At 64.2% G+C, this 16,601-nt stretch carries 15 protein-coding genes; 6 read left to right on the top strand and 9 right to left on the bottom strand.

Features of this window, described 5'->3' with window-relative positions:
• Positions 1–159 precede the first annotated feature (159 nt).
• Entirely contained in the window at positions 160–837 is a 678-nt protein-coding gene (locus tag FJ414_RS09800; RefSeq protein ID WP_140643940.1) for an MIP family channel protein, read from the top strand.
• Positions 838–904: 67 nt separating this feature from the next.
• On the opposite strand, the gene katG is transcribed toward FJ414_RS09800, so the two are convergent.
• Positions 905–3,118 (bottom strand): catalase/peroxidase HPI, encoded by a 2,214-nt coding sequence (gene katG, locus FJ414_RS09795; RefSeq protein ID WP_140643938.1) that lies wholly within the window; start codon positions 3,116–3,118, stop codon positions 905–907.
• A gap of 174 nt (positions 3,119–3,292) precedes the next feature.
• On the opposite strand from katG, the gene FJ414_RS09790 reads away from it, so the two are divergent.
• Positions 3,293–4,201, top strand: coding sequence for a hydrogen peroxide-inducible genes activator (locus FJ414_RS09790; RefSeq protein WP_140643936.1), 909 nt, complete (start codon positions 3,293–3,295; stop codon positions 4,199–4,201).
• Between the two features lie 54 nt (positions 4,202–4,255).
• On the opposite strand, the gene FJ414_RS09785 is transcribed toward FJ414_RS09790, so the two are convergent.
• The 6 genes from FJ414_RS09785 to hisS form a co-directional block, all read right to left on the bottom strand.
• Positions 4,256–5,323 (bottom strand): calcium:proton antiporter, encoded by a 1,068-nt coding sequence (locus FJ414_RS09785; protein ID WP_246672355.1) that lies wholly within the window; start codon positions 5,321–5,323, stop codon positions 4,256–4,258.
• A gap of 131 nt (positions 5,324–5,454) precedes the next feature.
• Entirely contained in the window at positions 5,455–6,078 is a 624-nt protein-coding gene (locus FJ414_RS09780) for a poly-gamma-glutamate hydrolase family protein (protein WP_140643932.1), read from the bottom strand.
• A gap of 10 nt (positions 6,079–6,088) precedes the next feature.
• Positions 6,089–7,855 (bottom strand): AMP-binding protein, encoded by a 1,767-nt coding sequence (locus FJ414_RS09775; RefSeq protein WP_140643930.1) that lies wholly within the window; start codon positions 7,853–7,855, stop codon positions 6,089–6,091.
• Positions 7,856–7,988: 133 nt separating this feature from the next.
• On the bottom strand, positions 7,989–8,687 hold the full coding sequence (gene hisG, locus FJ414_RS09770) for an ATP phosphoribosyltransferase (RefSeq protein ID WP_140643928.1): 699 nt from the start codon (positions 8,685–8,687) through the stop codon (positions 7,989–7,991).
• Positions 8,684–9,802, bottom strand: coding sequence for an ATP phosphoribosyltransferase regulatory subunit (locus FJ414_RS09765; RefSeq protein WP_140643926.1), 1,119 nt, complete (start codon positions 9,800–9,802; stop codon positions 8,684–8,686). The genes hisG and FJ414_RS09765 overlap by 4 nt, the downstream gene beginning before the upstream one ends.
• Before the next feature lie 178 nt (positions 9,803–9,980).
• On the bottom strand, positions 9,981–11,495 hold the full coding sequence (hisS, locus tag FJ414_RS09755) for a histidine--tRNA ligase (protein ID WP_140643924.1): 1,515 nt from the start codon (positions 11,493–11,495) through the stop codon (positions 9,981–9,983).
• 215 nt (positions 11,496–11,710) lie between these two features.
• On the opposite strand from hisS, the gene FJ414_RS09750 reads away from it, so the two are divergent.
• A complete protein-coding gene (locus FJ414_RS09750; protein ID WP_140643922.1) occupies positions 11,711–11,938 on the top strand; it encodes a hypothetical protein in 228 nt (75 codons plus the stop codon).
• A 27-nt stretch (positions 11,939–11,965) separates the two neighbouring features.
• Positions 11,966–12,349, top strand: coding sequence for a hypothetical protein (locus tag FJ414_RS09745; protein WP_140643920.1), 384 nt, complete (start codon positions 11,966–11,968; stop codon positions 12,347–12,349).
• Between the two features lie 40 nt (positions 12,350–12,389).
• Here FJ414_RS09745 and FJ414_RS09740 read toward each other — a convergent pair whose 3' ends face one another.
• Entirely contained in the window at positions 12,390–13,028 is a 639-nt protein-coding gene (locus tag FJ414_RS09740) for a DNA-3-methyladenine glycosylase I (protein WP_140643918.1), read from the bottom strand.
• A 210-nt stretch (positions 13,029–13,238) separates the two neighbouring features.
• Between FJ414_RS09740 and FJ414_RS09735 the strand changes: the two genes are divergently transcribed.
• Complete coding sequence (locus tag FJ414_RS09735; RefSeq protein WP_140643916.1) at positions 13,239–13,979, top strand: L,D-transpeptidase; 741 nt, start codon at positions 13,239–13,241, stop codon at positions 13,977–13,979.
• A 373-nt stretch (positions 13,980–14,352) separates the two neighbouring features.
• Positions 14,353–15,273: a bifunctional 5,10-methylenetetrahydrofolate dehydrogenase/5,10-methenyltetrahydrofolate cyclohydrolase gene (locus FJ414_RS09730; protein WP_140643913.1), complete on the top strand. Its 921-nt coding sequence runs from the start codon at positions 14,353–14,355 to the stop codon at positions 15,271–15,273.
• Here the strand turns inward: FJ414_RS09730 and glcF are convergent, their stop codons facing one another.
• Positions 15,274–16,599 (bottom strand): glycolate oxidase subunit GlcF, encoded by a 1,326-nt coding sequence (glcF, locus tag FJ414_RS09725; protein ID WP_140643911.1) that lies wholly within the window; start codon positions 16,597–16,599, stop codon positions 15,274–15,276.
• Positions 16,600–16,601: the final 2 nt, after the last annotated feature.

Raw genomic sequence — 16,601 nt, 5'->3', positions numbered from 1 at the left:
ATCAGAACATGAAAGACTTCTAATGTTTTGATTGACGCCTGCAAGAAAGCCGACCTGCTTAACCTCCCAGCTTTGCAAGTGTTGTCCACAGGAATACTCTTCCACCAGTGATTCGCGGCGCGGGAAACGCGGTTTGGCGGGTCCGACAAGGAGAGGGCAATGAAGACTTATCTGGCAGAAGTTCTCGGCACATTTTTGTTGGTGTTCATCGGCACCGCCTCCGTGGTCACGGGCGGTTTCGGCGGCGCGCTGCCGCTCGGACAGGAAGGCATCGGCCTGGCGTTCGGCATCGGTCTGATCGCCGCGGCCTATGCGATCGGCCCGATCTCGGGCGCGCATCTCAATCCGGCGGTGACGCTGGGCGTGTTCCTGGCGGGGCGGATGCCGGCCAAGGATGTCGTCCCCTACTGGATCGCGCAGGTCATCGGCGCCATCATCGCCTCGCTGGCGCTGTGGATCATCGTATCGGGCCAGGCTGGCGGCCACACCGGCGGCTTCGGCGCCAATGGCTGGGACGAGACGAAATGGGGCATGAGCTCGGCCTTCCTGTGGGAGCTGATCGGCACCTTCACCTTCGTCACGGTGATCCTTGGCGTCACCAACGCCAAGCACACCACCGCCTTTGCCGGCCTGGTCATCGGCCTGACGCTGGCGGGGATCCACTTCGCCATGATCCCGGTGACCGGCACCTCGGTCAATCCGGCGCGCTCGATCGGCCCGGCGCTGTTTTCGGGCGGTGCTGCGCTCAGCCAGCTCTGGCTGTTCATCGTCGCGCCGCTGATCGGTGGAGCGATTGCCGGCGTGGTCGCCAAGGCCGGCATCTTCGAGAAAGACTGATAGCTCTGGATAAATGCAAAAAAGGCGCGGGCATGACCCGCGCCTTTTTCGTTGGGAGGATGCGATCTTACTTCGCGGCGATGTCGAAGCGGTCGGCGTTCATCACCTTGGTCCAGGCCTTGACGAAATCCTTGACGAACTTCGCCTTGGCGTCGGCCGAGCCGTAGACCTCGGAGAGCGCGCGCAACTGCGCGTGCGAGCCGAAGATCAGGTCGGCGCGGGTGCCGGTCCACTTCACTTGCTTGGTCTTGCGGTCGCGCGCTTCGTAGACCTCGTCCGAGCCCGACTCTGAGCCGGCCGCCGGATCCCACACGGTCGCCATCGAGAGCAGATTGACGAAGAAGTCATTGGTCAGCGTGCCCGGCCTGTCGGTGAAGACGCCATGCTTGGAGCCGCCGGCATTGGCGCCGAGCACGCGCAGGCCGCCGACCAGTACGGTCAGTTCGGGCGCCGTCAGCGTGAGGAGCTGGGCGCGGTCGACCAGCATCGCTTCGACCGACATCGGCAACCGACCGCGAGCATAATTGCGGAAGCCATCGACCTTCGGCTCCAGGGCAGCGAAGGAGGCGACATCCGTCTGCTCCTGCGAAGCGTCCATGCGGCCCGGCGTGAAGGGCACCGTCACCTCGGTGCCACCGTCCTTCGCCGCCTTCTCGATCGCAGCGACGCCGCCGAGCACGATGAGGTCGGCGAGCGAGACCTTCTTGCCGCCGGCCTGCGCGGCGTTGAACTCCTTCTGGAGAGCTTCCAGCTTGCTGAGCACCTTTGCGAGCTGGGCCGGCTGGTTGACCTCCCAGTCCTTCTGGGGCTCAAGCCGGATACGGCCGCCATTGGCGCCGCCGCGCTTGTCCGAGCCGCGGAAGGTCGAGGCCGAAGCCCAGGCCGTCGAGACCAGCTCCGAGACCGAGAGGCCGGAGGCCAGGATCTTGGCCTTGAGCGAAGCGATGTCGGCCTCGCTCACCAGCTCATGGTCGATCGCCGGGATCGGATCCTGCCAGATCAGCTCTTCCTTCGGCACGAGCGGACCCAGATAGCGCACGACCGGGCCCATGTCGCGGTGGGTGAGCTTGAACCAGGCGCGGGCGAAGGCATCGGCAAACTGTTCCGGATGCTGGTGGAAGCGGCGCGAGATCTTCTCGTAGGCCGGGTCGAAACGCAGCGCGAGGTCGGTGGTGAGCATCGCCGGCGCGTGACGCTTGGAGGGGTTGTGTGCGTCCGGAACGGTACCGGCGCCGGCGCCGGCCTTCGGCGTCCATTGATGGGCGCCGGCCGGGCTCTTCGTCAGCTCCCATTCGTAATTGAACAGGTTGTCGAAGAAGTTGTTGCTCCATTTGGTCGGCGTCGTCGTCCAGATGACCTCGAGGCCCGAGGTGATGGCGTCGCCGGCGATGCCGGAGGCGTATTTGCTCGACCAGCCGAGGCCTTGCGCCTCGATGCCCGCGCCTTCGGGCTCGGCACCCACCAGCGAGGCGTCACCGGCGCCATGGGTCTTGCCGAAGGTATGGCCGCCGGCGATCAGCGCCACGGTCTCCTCGTCGTTCATCGCCATGCGGCCGAACGTCTCGCGGATGTCGCGCGCCGCGGCGATCGGATCCGGCTTGCCGTTCGGGCCTTCCGGGTTGACGTAGATGAGGCCCATCTGCACGGCGCCGAGATGGCCGCTAAGCTCACGGTCGCCCGAATAGCGCTCATCGCCGAGCCACTTGGTTTCGGAGCCCCAGTCCACATCCTGCTCCGGCTCCCACACATCGGCGCGGCCGCCGGCGAAGCCGAAGGTCTTGAAGCCCATCGATTCCAGCGCGACGTTGCCGGTGAGGATCAGAAGGTCGGCCCAGGAAATCTTGCGGCCGTATTTCTGCTTGACCGGCCACAGCAGCCGGCGCGCCTTGTCGAGATTGGCGTTGTCCGGCCAGCTGTTCAGCGGCGCGAAGCGCTGTTGGCCGGCACCGGCGCCGCCGCGGCCATCGCCGATGCGATAGGTGCCGGCGCTGTGCCAGGCCATGCGGATGAAGAGCGGCCCGTAATGGCCGAAGTCGGCCGGCCACCAATCCTGCGAATCCGTCATGACCTTGGTGAGGTCCTTGACCACCGCATCGAGATCGAGGCTCGCGAACTCCTTGGCGTAGTCGAAATCTTCGCCCATCGGGTCCGACAGGTTCGACTGCTGATGCAGGACGGCAAGGTCGAGCTGGTTCGGCCACCAGTCACGGTTGGTCCGGCCGGCGGATCCATGCGTCACTGGGCATTTGCCAGCGCTGTTATCATCGGTTTTGGCGTCCATCTTAGTCTCCGATTCTGCAGAGGTTTTTGCCGAGGTTGAATTTTGCCGAGGTTGATTTTTCCCGAAATTCTCGGGGGCGGCCGCTGGCCGCGCCAACCTGGAATGATTCCAGACTAGGCCGGCCAGCCGATAAAGACAAATTGCCTTTCCTGTTTCATTTGATAGGATTTTCTTATGATTGGCCTCACCGTCCGACAGATGCAGTATTTCGACGCGCTGGCGCAGACGCTGCATTTCGGCCGCGCAGCGAAGCTTGCCGGCGTCAGCCAGCCGGCCCTTTCCGCGCAGATCGCCGAGATGGAAGAGCGGCTGAACTGCCTGTTGTTCGAGCGCGGCGGCAAGACGGTGCGCATGACCGACGAGGCGCTTGCCCTGCAGCCGCGTATCGAGCGCATTCTGGCCGAAATACGTGACGTCGAGACGACTGCCCGGCGCGGCCGCCCTACCATGGAGGGACGCTTCCGGCTGGGCATCATCCCGACGGTCGCGCCCTACCTCCTGCCGCATGTGCTGCCAGAGTTGAGAAGGCACTACCCTTCCCTCCAGCTCGAACTGCGCGAAGCGGTGACCGCGTCGCTGGTCGAGGACGCGACGTCCGGCCGGCTCGACGCCTTCATCGCGGCCTTGCCGCTCGATCAGCCGAAAATCGTCACCGAAGAACTGTTTCCCGACCGCTTCTTCCTCGCCGTTCCCGCCGGCGATCCGGCCTTCGCCTCGCCGCCGGTGCCGCCCGAGAGCCCGGCGCTTGAGCGGCTGATGCTTCTGGAGGAAGGCCACTGCCTGCGCGAGCAGGCCCTGGCCGTCTGCGGCAATGTGCGGCCGGTGGCGATGGCAAGCTACGGCGCGACCAGCCTGACGACGCTCTTGCAGATGGTGGCGCATGGGCTCGGCGTCACGCTGGTGCCGGAAATGGCGGCAAGTGCCGCCGGAGTCATGCCGGATCTGAGGATAGTGCCGTTCCAGGAGCCGATGCCGCAGCGCATGATCTGCATGGCCTGGCGCAAGAACAAGGTGCGCCAGGACGAGTGCGCGGAACTGGCGCGGATCATACGCGGGCTGGATCGGGCGGTGCTGAGGATGTGAGGCGCCTTTCGAGGCGCTTTCTATCCCTGCGCCTGATGGCAGGCTGCAACCATTTCACGGCACAAAGATCAGGAACACATAGGTGAAAAACACCACGACGTGCACCATGCCGGTCAGGAACGTCGTTCTTTCGGTGCTGAAGCTTACGCTGCATATGAAAAGCGCCAGCACCAGAAGCACGGCATCGGACGCCGGGAGCCCCAAGGTCAGGCCCCTGCCCGTCAGCAGGCTGGCCGCCGCGACCGCCGGTATCGTCAAGCCGATCGTGGCGCAGGCCGAGCCCATCGCGACGTTCAGGCTGCGCTGCAGCTCATTCTTGAAGGCGGCGCGGATCGCCGAGATCGCCTCCGGCATCAAAACCAGTGCCGCGATCATTGCTCCCACGATGCTGTCGGCCTGGGTCACCTTATAGGCCGCGAGCGCATCCTCCACGCTCGCGGCGACCTGCTCTGCGAGCAGGACAATGCCGATGAGCCCGCTCAGCAGCAGCAGGGCGCTGACGAAAATGCTGTCGTGGGAGGCGGTTCGCATCGGAACGTCGTGCGCCTGTCCCTGGACGAAGTCCTCCCGGTGCCGGACGGTCTGGGCAAACACGAAGCTCGCATAGAGCAACACCGAAAGGACGCTGACGAAACCAAGCTGAGCCGCCGAAAACGTGCCGGGATCCGTAGCCTGGGTGTAGGTCGGAAGAATAAGCGTCATCACGGTCAACGCGATCAGAACCGACAGGTATGCGTTGGTACCTTGCCGGAGGATCGCCTGCTTGCGATAGCGCCAGCCGCCAAGCGTGAGACAGATGCCGACAACGCCAGTGGAGGTGATCATCACCGTCGAGAAAACGGATTCGCGCGCCAGCGTGGGGTTGTTTGCTCCATGCAGCATCATCGAGACGATGATCGACACTTCGATTGCCGTAACCGCAAAAGTCAGCACCAGGGTTCCGTAGGGCTCCCCTATGCGCCGGGCGAGCGCCTCGGCGTGGTCGAGCACCACGAAAATGGTGGTGAACATGATGGCGCTCGACAGCGCTCCAACCAGTATCCTGGCGTTCAGCGACCCTTCGTCGACCGAAAGGCCGCCGGCCTTGACCGCGAGAGCCATCGCCAGCGCGGCCAACGGCATCGTGTAGGAAGTCACCGACCGCCCGTAACCAGTCATTCAAGCCCCCCGAACGCCACGCGTTTGCGCCAACTTAGCGGAAAAGCGCGTAGGGAGCACCTCTCACGGGCATCTTTGCCCGCCAAGCGCACCGTTCAAAACACGATTGAGGATCGGGCATCATTTCTGGCGTCGAATGCCTCGATGGACTTGCGAACCGCCCCACAGAATCTTTCCAGAAGTTCCGACTCGTTCCCCATTCGACGGCGCAGCGAGAAGGGCACTTCCAGCTGTGCGCCTTTGCCCGTCAGTCCTCGGTTGACGATGTTCGAATCCTGGATACCCGGAAACGGATGGTTATCCTTTTTTGTCTGGAAGCCGGCCTCCCGCAGACGCCAGGCTATCTCTGAAACCAACGCGGCGTCCTTGCCGCCCATGTAGACTGTCGCGAGATCATCCCGATCCTGGCGACCGTGGATAGCAACGACAGTGGACTTCGTCCGCAACAGTTTCAGCGCGGTTGCCTCGTCAAAGTTCCTGGATGTTATGTGCAGCTCCCGGTTGCTTTCCGGCATGAGCCCTTCAAAGCAATACATATCGAGATCGCCCCCCGCTATCGTCTCGGCGATCAGGGAGGTACGGGGCTCGATCTTGCCGCCATGCGGGGCGATGACGATGGCACTGCCAGTTCGCGCGCCGCGCCGGACGACTATGCGATAATCTATGTTTTCGATTTTGGCGGCTTTCAGCGCCGCAAAATTTGGAAACTCGTTGTCCATAAATGCCGTTTCACGCCGTCTTCTGCACCACCAATCCCAATTCCTCCACCATCGCCTCGCGCATCAGGAATTTCTGTGGCTTGCCGGTCACCGTCATCGGCAGCTCGGTGCGGAAGCGGATGTAGCGCGGCACCTTGTAATGCGCGATCTGGCCGGCGCAGAAAGCCTTGATCTCCTCGGCGGTGGCGATCTGGCCGGGCTTCAGCACGATCCAGGCGCAGAGCTCCTCGCCATATTTGTCGTCGGGAATGCCGAAGACCTGAACTTCCTTGATCTTGGGATGGCGATAGAGGAATTCCTCGACCTCGCGCGGATAGACGTTCTCGCCGCCGCGGATGACCATGTCCTTCACCCGGCCGACGATGTTGCAGTAGCCCTCGGCGTCGATCGTGGCGAGGTCGCCCGTGTGCATCCAGCCGTCGGCGTCGATCGCCTCGCGGGTCTTGTCGGCGTCGTCCCAATAGCCCTTCATCACCGAATAGCCGCGCGTGCAGAGCTCGCCAGGCTCGCCGACCGCGACGGTGGCGCCGTCGGCGCCGATCGCCTTGACCTCGACATGCGGATGGATGCGACCGACGGTGGAGACGCGCTTTTCCAGCGGATCGTCGACGCTGCTCTGGAAGGAGACGGGACTGGTCTCCGTCATGCCATAGGCGATGGTCACTTGCGCCATGTGCATGAGCGACACAACCTTCTTCATCACCTCGATCGGGCATGGCGAACCGGCCATGATGCCGGTGCGCAGGCTGGAGAGATCGAAGCTGGAAAAATCGACATGGTCGAGCATGGTGACGAACATGGTCGGCACGCCATAGAGCCCGGTGCAGCGCTCCTGCGCGACCGCTTTCAGCGTCGCGCCGGCATCGAAGCCCTCGCCCGGGAAAACCATGGTGGCGCCCTTGGAGACGCAGCCCATCGTGCCCATCGACATGCCGAAGCAATGGTAAAGCGGCACCGGGATGCAGAGCCGATCGTCGACGGTGAGCCTGATCGCCGAAGTGACGAAATTGCCGTTGTTGACGATGTTGGAATGCGTCAGCGCCGCGCCCTTCGGCGCACCCGTCGTGCCGCTGGTGAACTGGATGTTGATGGCGTCGCCGGGCTTCAGGCCTTCGGAGATGCGGTCGAGGCTGTCATGTTCGTCACGCCCGGCCATGGCCAGCACATCGCCGAAATTGAACATGCCGGGCGAATTGTCGTCGCCCATCCGGATGACGATCTTCAGCGCCGGCAGTTTCTTGGCCTTGAGCTTGCCGGGCTCGGCGGCGGCGAGCTCGGGCGCAAGCGTTCCGATCATGCCGAGATAGTCGGATGTCTTGAATTGGGCGGCGGTGACGAGCGCCTTGCACCCAACCTTGTTGAGGGCATATTCGAGCTCGGTCAGCCGGTAGGCCGGGTTGATGTTGACGAGGATCAGGCCGATGCGCGCGGTGGCGAACTGCGTCACCAGCCATTCCCAACGGTTCGGCGACCAGATGCCGACGCGGTCGCCTTTTTCCAGACCCAGCGCCAGGAAGCCGGCGGCCAAGGCGTCGACCGCGTCCGAGAGCTCGCTCCAGGTGAAGCGCTTGTCCTGGCCAACGAAAACGGCGGCGTCGAGCGTGGCGTATTTGCTCACCGTTTCGGAAAACAGTTCGGGAATGGTCTTGTCGAGCAGGGGCACCAAGCGATCGCCCGATACATGCGCCTTGCCGCCCAGCGGGGCAATGAAGGTGCCGCTGGCGCCGCGCCCGCGCAGATTGGTGGCGTTCATGAGCTCGTCGAGTTTGATCGCCATCGCCGTCTCCTCCCGGGATGATCGAGCCTATCAGCCCGCAAAGGCGGTGGAAACCCGCCGAAGGTAGAGGTGGCTAAAGCTCTTTGACGCAATTCCGGACGGAAAACCGCTTCACACTTTTCCTGAAATTGCTCTAGGCAACCAGCGCGCCCATTTTTGCGGCAATGTCGCGCAACTGCGCCTCGTCGGCTGCATCTCGAGACTTTTTCGACGCCACCAGACAAGCTTGCGACTTCAGGATCGTTCCGTCGCCCAGCACCTTGAGGTGGTTGGCGCGCAGCGTCGAGCCGGTGGTGGTGATGTCGACGATGACGTCGGCCAGTCCCGCCGCCGGCGCGCCTTCGGTGGCGCCGAGGCTTTCGACGATGCGGTAGACCTGGATGCCGTGCTTGAGTGAAAAGAACTGCTGCGTCAGCCGCCAGTACTTTGTAGCTATCCGCAAGCGCCGGCCGTGGCGCTGGCGGAAATCGGCGGCGACATCGTCGAGGTCGGCCATGGTATCGACGTCGAGCCAGATGTCGGGCACGGCGACCACGACATCGGCATGGCCGAAGCCGAGGCGGGCGACGATCTCGGCGCGCGCTTCCCAATCGGCGAGGTTCTCGCGCAAAAGGTCCTCGCCGGTGATGCCGAGATCGACCGCGCCCTGGCCGATCTCGCCGGCGATCTCGGACGCGGACAGGAAGGCCACCTCGACATCGTCGAGGCCGTCGATGCGGGCACGGTATTTGCGGTCGTCCTCGGGCAAGGTGACGGCCAGGCCGGCCTTGGCCAGCACTTCGAGCGACTGTTCCTTGAGACGGCCCTTCGAGGGGATCGCCAGCGTGATCATTTCGCGCTCTCCCGCAAGGCTTCGATACGGTCGAGCCAGACTGAAAAGCCGACGCCGGGGATCGGCTTCTTGGCGCCGAGCAGCGTCAGCAGCCGATCGTAGCGGCCGCCGCCGGCCAGCGGGCGGTCGCCGTCACCGGCGGCAATCTCGAAGACCAGGCCGGTATAGTAATCGAGCGGACGGCCGAAGGCGGCGTCGTAGCGGATTTGTGCCGAGGACAGGCCATGCGCCTCGATCGCCTCGGCGCGGGCGGCGAAATTCTCCAGCGCCGGTCCCAGCGACAGGCCGGCATCGGCGGCGAATTTCTCAAGCGCCGCGGTCGCGCCGCTGAGCGCGACGTCGATCTCGAGAAAACCTTTCAGCGCCGAAAACGCCTCGTCGGACAGCCGCACGCTGCGCAGTTGCGCTTTCTCGATCAGGCGCCGCGCGATATCAGCAGGCGCGCGGCCGGACGATGCCGACAGCCCGGCCTCCTCGATGCCGGCAGAGATATGCGCGGCGAGGCCTTCCGCATCGCCGTCGAGCACAAGCAAGGCGACCGGACCGGAGAGCTGGCTATTGCGCGGCGGATTGGCGAGATCGGCGAGCGCTGCTTCCAGCATCGGCGCCGAGCCGAAGGCGCGCGCAAGGCGCATGCGCCAGCCGCGCGGCAAGCCGAGCGCGGCGAGCACCGCTTCGAACAAAGTCTGGTCGCCGAGCGTGACGGCAAGTGTCTGGCCGGGCAGCACCAGCGAAAGCAGCGCATGCGCATCGGCCAGCGAGCGGGCATCGGCGGCGGCCGTGTCGCGATCGCCGAGGTCCTCGATGCCGGCCTGGAAGAATTCATTGCCGCCCTCACGGCGCTGGCGGAAGACTTCGCCCAGATAGGAGTAGCGGCGCGGCGTTCCGGCCTGGCTCGCGATGTGGTCGAGGCAGACCGGAATGGTGAATTCGGGCCGCAGGCACAGCGTCTTGCCGGTCTCGCTTTCGGTGAGGAAAATGCGGCGGCGCAAATCCTCGCCGGCCATATCGAGGAACGGATCGGCCGGCTGCAGGACAGCGACTTCCACGGCGTGGGTGTCGCGGGTGGCGAAGAGTTGGACGATGTCTGCGGCGATGGCGGGACGGGTGGTCATGGATAGGTAGGGCGCGAGGCACCCCCCTCTGGCCTGCCGGCCATCTCCCCCGCAAGGGGGGAGATCAGCAGTTTTGGGCTCGGCTCCCATTCTCCAACGCTGGAGATTGGCGAAAGCATACGCGACATCCAATCTCCCCCCTTGCGGGGGAGATGTCCGGCAGGACAGAGGGGGGTGTTCAAGCGCCACCCTTCGCGCGATCAGCAGCCTGCGCCGCAAGTATCTTCTTCACCTCGCCAACCAGCTCCCCCTCCGCCACCGTCACCTGCGCCGGCCGTGCCGCCCGCCATTCGGCATTGTCGGTGATCTCGGCCGACATGCGGGCGCCTTCGATCAGGTCCTTGATCTGCAGCTCGCCCTTGGCGCGCTCGTCGCCGCCCTGGATGATGGCGACCGGGCTGCCGCGGCGGTCGGCGTATTTCAGCTGCGCCTTCATGCCGGCGCCGCCGAGATACATTTCGGAGCGGATGCCGGCGGCGCGGAGGTCCGCGACCATCTTCTGGTAGCGGCCGAGGCTTTCGGTGTCCTTGTCCATGACCAGCACCACGACCGGCGCGACAACATCGGCGGTATCGAGCTTGCCGAGGTTCTTCAGCGCCGTCATCAGCCGGGAGACGCCGATGGAGAAACCCGTCGCCGGCACCGGCTCGCCGCGGAAGCGCGAGACCAGCCCATCATAGCGGCCGCCGCCGCCGACCGAGCCGAAGCGCACGATCTGGCCATCCTCGTTCGGGATTTCCGCCAGAAGCTCCGCCTCGAAGACCGGGCCGGTGTAGTATTCGAGGCCGCGCACGACGGAGCGATCCATCACGATGCGGTCTTCGCCATAGCCAGCGGCCCTGACCAAAGCTTCGATAGTCGACAATTCAGCCAGACCGTCATTGAAGAATTGGCTCGCTCGAATAGCCGAATCTTGGTGGCCCTCGCTGGCTCGATCAGGCTTTGCGGTAGCGAAAAGGACGGCCTCAACTTGGACATCGTCAAGGCCGGCTCCCTTGGTGAAATCACCTTCGCCTTCCTTGCCGCCATCCCAACGACCCTTTCCCAGCAAGAGTTTCACCCCCTGTGGTCCAAACTTGTCTAGCTTGTCGATGGCTCGCAGCACTTGCAGTCGGCGCCCAATGTTCTCGTCGCCGCCAAGGCCAATCGCTTCCAGCACGCCGTCCAACACCTTGCGGTTGTTGACGCGAATGACGTAGTCGCCGCGCTTGATGCCGAGCGCTTCCATCACGTCAGCCATCATCATCGCCATCTCGGCATCGGCGGCGACACCCGGCGTGCCGATCGTATCGGCGTCGAACTGCATGAACTGGCGGAAGCGGCCGGGACCAGGCTTCTCGTTGCGGAACACCCAGCCGGAGCGGTAGCTGCGATAGGGTTTTGGCAACCTGTCGTAATTCTCGGCGACGAAACGCGCCGTCGGCGCGGTCAGATCGTAACGCAGCGACAGCCACTGGTCGTCATCGTCCTGGAAGGAGAACACGCCTTCATTCGGCCGGTCCTGGTCGGGCAGGAATTTTCCGAGAGCATCGGTGTATTCGATCAGCGGCTGGTCGGCCGGCTCGAAGCCGTAGAGCTCATAGACCGAGCGGATGGTCGCCATCATCTTCTCGACGGCGCGGATGTCTTCGGCGCTGCGGTCGGCAAAACCGCGCGGCAGCCGCGCTTTCGTCTTTTCCGATTTGTCGGCCATGGAGGTTTCCAGTCAGTGGTGACTTACTTCGAGCGCGCGTTTCCTAAACGATGCGGCTTGGAGCGGCAAGGGTTAGCGCCTTCCCTTCTCCCCTTGCGGGAGAAGGGAGAACTGAAACAAATCCCACCAAAAACGAAACAATTCCGCCACCGGCGCGGCATGCTGCCGACACAATCGACGACCATAAAGCGCGTCGAAACAAGGGGTTCGGGGCCATGACGACGGCTGAAGACATGATCGAGAGCGGCAGATCGGCCAGGCTGCGGCCCGCCGGCAGCACGCTGAAGCCGGCACAGCACCCGGCCGGGCCGTTCGAGGCTGCGGCGGCCAAGCCGAGCGCCCGCGACGCGCTGGTGACTGGCCTGCTGGTGATCTATCCGGCCTTCGCGGCCGTGGCGGCGATCATCGCCGGGCTGTTCCTGGCCGGCGCCGGCAGCGTCTGACTTTCATTCAACGATCGGGGGATCATCATGCAGTTGCGATTTGCAGGCGCGCTTGCAGGCGCGCTTTTCTGTGGCATACCCGTTGCCGCCAACGCGTGCCAGCCGGGCGATGCCCGTCTTGCCGGCCATTATTACCTGAACGGCGTCATGGAAGTCGGTTCCGAGCTGCTTTTGAAGAAAGACGGCAGCTTCGAATTCGCGCTCGCCTATGGCGCCAACGACCAGTACGGCAAGGGCTGCTGGGTGAGGAAGGGCTCGACCGTCGAGGTCATCCCGGCCGGCCGCAGCTCCGCCTCCACGCATCACACGCCCGACGACAGCGGCTTCAGCGGACTGGTGCTGACGGTGTCCGGCTCGAGCCTTGTCTGGGACATCAACGGCAGCGGCCATAAGGGCAGGTTCGAGAAGTGAGCCTTCTCCTTCTACCCTTGTGGGAAAAGGCAAAAGCGCCCTACTTCGGCCTCTTGAGCCTCTTGCGCTCTTTCTCCACCTCCGCCCGGCAGTAGCAGCCTTCGAGATGGTCATTGACCAGGCCCATGGCCTGCATGAAGGCGTAGACGGTGGTGGGACCGACAAAGCTCCAGCCGCGCTTCTTCAACTCCTTCGATATCCTGACCGACACCGCCGTCGTCGGATTGGCGCGCAGATGCGCGAGGTCGACGATTTCGGGCCGCTCCTGCGAGCTCGGCTCGAACTTCCAGAACCACGCGGCCAGGGAGCCGAACTCGTCCACCATCTCGCGGGCGCGTTTTGCGTTGTTGATGGTCGAGACGATCTTGCCGCGATGGCGGATGATGCCGGCATTACCGAGCAGGCGTTCGACATCCGTGTCGGTGAACGCCGCCACCTTGTCGAAGTCGAAACCGGCGAAGGCCTCGCGGAAATTCTCGCGCTTGCGCAGGATTGTCAGCCACGACAGGCCCGACTGGAAGCCTTCCAGGCAGATCTTTTCGAACAGCCGGCGATCATCCGTTACCGGCCGGCCCCATTCGTGGTCGTGATAGTGGAGATAGTCCGGCAGATTGCCGTGCCAGAAGCAGCGCGCCTTGCCGTCGGGGCCGTCGAGAATACCGGCATGTTCAGTCGCCATCGCTACCAAATCCGTTCGTTAACGCGCCTCGGCGCCAAGTTTACGGCGGCTTTACCAGATTCCTGAACCGGCCGGTAACCACACCAAAAGGTTTACTGACAAAGCGGCATTTTACGCATTCCGATTCATGCTTTGCTTGCCGCTGCGCGCCAAGGATCGCGAAGCCGAGGCCCCCCGCCCGGACGAGTTCGACGATCAAGGTGCGTTCCGATGAAGACAGCGTTTTGTTCCCTGCTTGGCGCGGTGGCCATTCTTGCCGCCGGCGCCACGACCTCCCTTGCCAATGACCGCTATGCCGACATGCCGCCGGTCATGGTGAGCCCCGACCTTTCGGCGCCCTGGGTGCTGCAGCTTGGCCGTGCGCCGGGCATCGTGCGCCCGGCCCGGCAGGCAACGCAGCAGCCGCAGCGCCGCCTGTTCGAGGCACAGCCCGACCGGCAGCGCACGGCGGCAGTGCAGCAGCCGGCCAAACGCATGCTGATGCGGCCACAGATCAACCCGATCTACCTGCCGCAGGAAGTCGCCTATGACGGGCCGGCGAAGCCGGGCACCATCATCATCGATACGCATCAGAACTTCCTTTTCCTGGTCGAGAAGAACGGCAAGGCGCGGCGCTACGGCGTCGGCACCGGCAAACCGGGCTTCGAATGGTCGGGCACGCACAAGATCACCGACAAGAAAGTGTGGCCGGACTGGCGCCCGCCGGCGGAGATGATCAAGCGCGAGGCGGCCAAGGGCCGCTACCTGCCGACTTACCTGGCCGGCGGCATCGAGAACCCGCTCGGCGCGCGCGCGCTCTATCTCGGCACCACCGAATACCGCATCCATGGCACCAACCAGCCCTGGACGATCGGCGGCGCGGTGTCTTCCGGCTGTATCCGCATGCGCAACGAGGACGTCGTCGACCTTTACGAGCGCGTCAATGTCGGAACCACGGTCGAGGTGATATAGTCGCAGCGAATCAGCCGGTTAGACGGCGCAGCGCTTTTAGTCTCCTGCTGTTGCCGCCAAGTCATAGTACGATCCCGCGGGATGTGCTTAAACCGATGACAGAGTTTACGGGGGACGGGCCGTGTGGGGATACGGCCGGTCGCGAAGGGGCAGCGCGGGCAATCGCGCTGCCCTTTTCATTTTTTGAGTTTTTCTTCTGATGCAGGGCGCGGTAAGTCGCCCCGAAAGCAGGCGGTTTCGCTTTCGGGGCTGATTTCCCGGCGCTCCTCTGCTATTGCAGCGCACAAAATCTTAGTTGTTACGCAATTCCAGACAGAAAGCCGCTCCCGCGCCTGTCCCCTGAATTGCTCAGAGAAGGCAAAAGGTGCCAGCCATGACCCGGACCGACGACAGCCGCTACCTGAAAGGCGGCCCGGTCGCCCAGCGCATCATCGCTTCCGTTCGCGAGGACGCGGCGATCGCCACGGCCGAAGGTTTTCTGCCTAAGCTGGTTTCGATCACCGTCGGCGATATCGCGGCGGTCGATGTCTATGTGCGCAACCAGCGCGCCAAGGCAGCCCTTGCCGGCATCGGCTTCGAGGAGCGGCGCTTCGCCGCCGACATCACCGCCGGCGAGCTGGAGGCCGCGATCCATGGCCTCAACGCCGATCCGCGCGTCACCGGCATCATCATCCAGCGGCCGGTGCCGGCGCATATCCCGATCAAGACGCTGCAGGCGGCGGTGCATCCACTGAAGGACGTCGAGGGCATGCATCCGGCCTCGATCGGCAACATCGTCTACAACCAGCTCGACCTGGCGCCCTGCACCGCGGCGGCCTCGGTCGAACTGCTGAAGGAGACCGGCCCCGAGCTCAAGGGGCTCGAAGTGGTCGTCGTCGGCCATTCCGAGATCGTCGGCAAGCCGATCGCCTTTCTGTTGATGAGCGAGGGCGCGACGGTGACGGTGTGCCACCACATGACGCGCTCGCTGGCGGCCCATGCGCGCCGCGCCGATGCGCTGTTCGTCGCCGTCGGCAAGCCCAGGCTGATCAAGGCCGACATGGTGAAGCCGGGCGCTGCCGTCATCGACATCGGCATCAACTCCGAGGTCGGACCTGATGGCGAAACCCGTATCGTCGGCGACGTCGATACCGACAGCGTCAAGGAAGTGGCCTCCTGGATCACGCCGGTGCCGGGCGGCGTCGGCCCGCTCACGGTCGCGATTCTCTTGCGCAACACCATGGTGGCGCTCAACCGCCAGCGCGCGCTCTACCGCGCGACCTACGGCGTGCCGGATCAACTCGCGGCGGAATAGTTATTCCGCGGCGATCAAACCGCTGTCGGAAACGCCTTCCGGCTTCGGACCGCCATAAGCCCAGTCGAGCAATTTGACCGTGTGCACCACCGGCAGCTTCGCGGCGGAGGCGATCTGCGTGATGCAGCCTATATTGCCGGTGGCGACGATTTCCGCGCCCGTCGCCTCGATGTTTTTCACCTTGCGGTCGCGCAGTTTGGCGGAAATCTCGGGCTGCAGGATGTTGTAGGTGCCGGCCGAGCCGCAGCATAGATGCCCCTCGCGCGGCTCGCGCACGACGAAGCCCGCCTTGGTGAGAAGCTCCTTCGGCTGGCGCGTGATCTTCTGTCCATGCTGCATCGAGCAGGCAGAGTGATAGGCGACGACCGTGCCCGGCTTGCGCAGCGGCTCCGGCAGGTCAAGCGCGGCAAGATATTCGGTGACGTCTTTTGCGAGAGCCGAGACGCGCGCGGCCTTTTCGGCATAGGCGGGATCGAGGCGCAGCATGAAGCCATAGTCCTTGATGGTGGTGCCGCAGCCCGACGCGGTGATGATGATGGCGTCGAGCCCGCCCTGCTCGATGGCGCGCGTCCAGGCGTCGACATTCTGTCTGGCCGAGGCAAGGGCCTGATGCTCGCGGCCCATGTGATGGACGAGCGCGCCGCAGCAGCCCTCGCCCTCCGGCACCACGACCTCAACGCCCAATCTTGTCAGCAGGGAGATGGTCGTATCGTTGATCGCCGGATCGAGCACGGATTGCGCGCAGCCGGTGAGAATCGCTACACGACCACGTCTTGCGCCTTTCCCGGCATGCGTGCCGGGCGAAGCCAGCGGCGATGCCGGCGGGATCGACGCGGGTGCAAGCTTCAGCATCGCCGCGACCGGTTTCAGCGCCGGCAGCTTTTCGAACAAGCCGATGAACGGCCGGCCGAGCCCGGCAAGCTTCAACGCGGCGCGGAAGCGGGTCGGGCAAGGCAGCACGAAAGCCAGCATGGCGCGCGTCAGCCGGTCGAGCAGCGGCCGCTTATAGGTCTCCTGGATATGGGCGCGGGCATGGTCGACCAGATGCATGTAGTTCACGCCAGAAGGGCAGGTGGTCATGCAGGCAAGACAGGACAGGCAACGGTCGATATGGGTGACGATCTCCTTGTCCGCCGGCCGGCCGTTCTCCAGCATATCCTTGATGAGGTAGATGCGGCCGCGCGGTGAATCCAGCTCGTTGCCGAGCGTCACATAGGTCGGACAAGTGGCGGTGCAGAAGCCGCAATGCACGCATTTACGCAGGATCTTTTCCGATTCCGCGACATGCGGGTCGGCCAGCTGCGCTGCTGAGAAATTGGTCTGCATGT

Source organism: Mesorhizobium sp. B3-1-6 (assembly GCF_006439555.1).
In the GTDB taxonomy this organism is placed as follows: Bacteria; Pseudomonadota; Alphaproteobacteria; order Rhizobiales; family Rhizobiaceae; genus Mesorhizobium.
This window is presented reverse-complemented; position numbering and strand designations above follow the sequence as displayed.

Coding starts and splice junctions, on each gene's coding strand:
- FJ414_RS09745 (WP_140643920.1), top strand. CDS start 11,966: ATGCAGTTGCGATTTGCAGGCGCGCTTGCAGGCGCGCTTTTCTGTGGC.
- FJ414_RS09750 (WP_140643922.1), top strand. CDS start 11,711: ATGACGACGGCTGAAGACATGATCGAGAGCGGCAGATCGGCCAGGCTG.
- FJ414_RS09765 (WP_140643926.1), bottom strand. CDS start 9,802: ATGACCACCCGTCCCGCCATCGCCGCAGACATCGTCCAACTCTTCGCC.
- FJ414_RS09780 (WP_140643932.1), bottom strand. CDS start 6,078: ATGGACAACGAGTTTCCAAATTTTGCGGCGCTGAAAGCCGCCAAAATC.
- FJ414_RS09800 (WP_140643940.1), top strand. CDS start 160: ATGAAGACTTATCTGGCAGAAGTTCTCGGCACATTTTTGTTGGTGTTC.
- FJ414_RS09730 (WP_140643913.1), top strand. CDS start 14,353: ATGACCCGGACCGACGACAGCCGCTACCTGAAAGGCGGCCCGGTCGCC.
- FJ414_RS09775 (WP_140643930.1), bottom strand. CDS start 7,855: ATGGCGATCAAACTCGACGAGCTCATGAACGCCACCAATCTGCGCGGG.
- FJ414_RS09790 (WP_140643936.1), top strand. CDS start 3,293: ATGATTGGCCTCACCGTCCGACAGATGCAGTATTTCGACGCGCTGGCG.
- glcF (WP_140643911.1), bottom strand. CDS start 16,599: ATGCAGACCAATTTCTCAGCAGCGCAGCTGGCCGACCCGCATGTCGCG.
- FJ414_RS09740 (WP_140643918.1), bottom strand. CDS start 13,028: ATGGCGACTGAACATGCCGGTATTCTCGACGGCCCCGACGGCAAGGCG.
- FJ414_RS09735 (WP_140643916.1), top strand. CDS start 13,239: ATGAAGACAGCGTTTTGTTCCCTGCTTGGCGCGGTGGCCATTCTTGCC.
- hisG (WP_140643928.1), bottom strand. CDS start 8,687: ATGATCACGCTGGCGATCCCCTCGAAGGGCCGTCTCAAGGAACAGTCG.
- hisS (WP_140643924.1), bottom strand. CDS start 11,495: ATGGCCGACAAATCGGAAAAGACGAAAGCGCGGCTGCCGCGCGGTTTT.
- FJ414_RS09785 (WP_246672355.1), bottom strand. CDS start 5,323: ATGCCGTTGGCCGCGCTGGCGATGGCTCTCGCGGTCAAGGCCGGCGGC.
- katG (WP_140643938.1), bottom strand. CDS start 3,118: ATGGACGCCAAAACCGATGATAACAGCGCTGGCAAATGCCCAGTGACG.